This window comes from Candidatus Eisenbacteria bacterium (assembly GCA_030017955.1).
GTDB lineage: Bacteria > Eisenbacteria > RBG-16-71-46 > JASEGR01 > JASEGR01 > JASEGR01.
Map to the genome: position 1 here is coordinate 1 of JASEGR010000210.1, position 1,739 is coordinate 1,739.

A 1,739-nucleotide genomic window follows, 5' to 3' on the forward strand; every position below is an offset into this window, starting at 1 on the left:
CTGCCCTCCCCTTTTTGCTGTTTGTTCCCAAAGAGTGATCGCGCCTGTCCGAAGAAGCTACACATTTTTTCGCGAATAAGACTTGAAACGTTCTAGGAGCCTGTTGCTCAACCTCCCACATGGGAACAGGTTGGCCGTCGGTGGTCGGTTGGGTTTGGCGCCATAGATCGACATGAGATGTTTCAGGTTGACGGTCGTGGAGGAAAAGGACTGGCCTGCGAGTGCGAAAAAGCCTGATCTGCCCACCTTGGGTGCACTTCTACGCAAGAGCCGGCATGCTTTTCCCGCTCCTCCACATCTTCAGGATGTTGTGCCCGAGGCAGATGAGCCGCCATTCGGCTCTTACCTTCTCAAATCCCCGAAGGAGAAACTGACGGAATCCCCTGGCTTGTTTGATTTGACCGAAGACGGCTTCGACACTCTCCTTTCTCTTGGAATAAGTCTTCTTGCCTGCCTTGGTTTTCAGCTTCCTGCACATCCTGTCCTCTGCGCTCATGTCGTTCGGGATTCGTCCTCGCGGAGCAGGCTCGGGCTTTTCTGAATGTTTGGTCCGATCACGGCAGATAAAGGGCTCCATGAAGTTGCCGTCCACGTATTCCACATTGTCGGTGCTGAAATAGCCCGAGTCGGCAAGAACCCGGTCGGGGATCTCGCCAAGATTCTCTTCTATCTGCTCAACCATCGGAACGAGCTGTTGCTTGTCGTTGGCGTCTTGCGTAACATCGGCGCTGATGATGATTTGCGAGTCGCAGTCAACGCCGGCCTGGGCATTGTAGGCTTGCTCAAAGGATTTGGTAGCCCCATCGCGCATGATCCGGCTTTCGGGGTCTGTGAAGTTCCGCTGCTGCTTCGGTTTGGGTGTTCTCGGCTGAGTCTCCGAACGACCAGCACCCCCTCCGGTAGGATTGCCGTCATCATCGAGCTTGCCCGGTTTTTCCTCCTCTTCTCGGGCCTGCTTTTCCAGCGCCGCTTTCGCTTCTTCTATCTTGTGTATCCGGCTCTGTTTGAATCGGAGCTCCTTGGGAATCTCATCGCCACGCCTGCCTTTGCCGTATTTCTTGTCCTCGGCTTCATCAGACACTTCGGCCCTTTTGAAAAGCTCCTCCACCTCAGAGCGAAGCTCATCCAGGCGTTGGGACATCCGATCATAGCTCATCGCCTTGTGCTTGGAGGCATTGGCCTTCACCTTTGTCCCGTCGAGAGCCACATGGCCGAGCTTGACCAATCCCATCTGCTTGGCCAACATCAAGACGTGCACAAAGAAATCCGAAAGAGCACCGAGGCGCCGGCTCCTGAACTTGGCAATTGCAGTGTGGTCAGGGTGGTAACCTGCTGCCAATACCCGAAACGCAACATCTTCATAAGTCTTGCGTTCGATCCGCCGAGAACTGGGAACCACTACACAGTAGGCATACACCAGAAGCTTGACCATCATCACCGGATGGAATCCCGGCCTCCCACCGGCCAGGTGAAGGTATTCTCCGGTAAGCTGAGACAGATCGAGCCGGTCCACCACATCGCTCACGAACCATGCAAGATGGTCACCCGGCAACCAACTCCTCATATCCTGAGGCAGGAGAAACAACTGATCAGGATTATACTCTTTGAATCGGTGATTGCTCATAACGCCGCGTCATATCATGCGGGTCTCAAAGTGTAACGGGCTGAGCAACAGGCTCCTAGGGGCCAAGGCCTGGCAGGTCACTGACGCGGCTCAGTCTATCCGCCCGATGATCGGC

At 55.0% G+C, this 1,739-nt stretch carries 1 protein-coding gene; it reads right to left on the bottom strand.

All coding sequences use genetic code 11. The features are described 5' to 3' along the window. Positions 1-259: 259 nt before the first annotated feature. Complete coding sequence (locus tag QME66_13740; GenBank protein MDI6810006.1) at positions 260-1,624, bottom strand: IS1182 family transposase; 1,365 nt, start codon at positions 1,622-1,624, stop codon at positions 260-262. Positions 1,625-1,739: the final 115 nt, after the last annotated feature.

Excerpts from the sequence above, each read along its gene's own strand:
- QME66_13740 (MDI6810006.1), bottom strand. The coding sequence starts at position 1,624 with ATGAGCAATCACCGATTCAAAGAGTATAATCCTGATCAGTTGTTTCTC.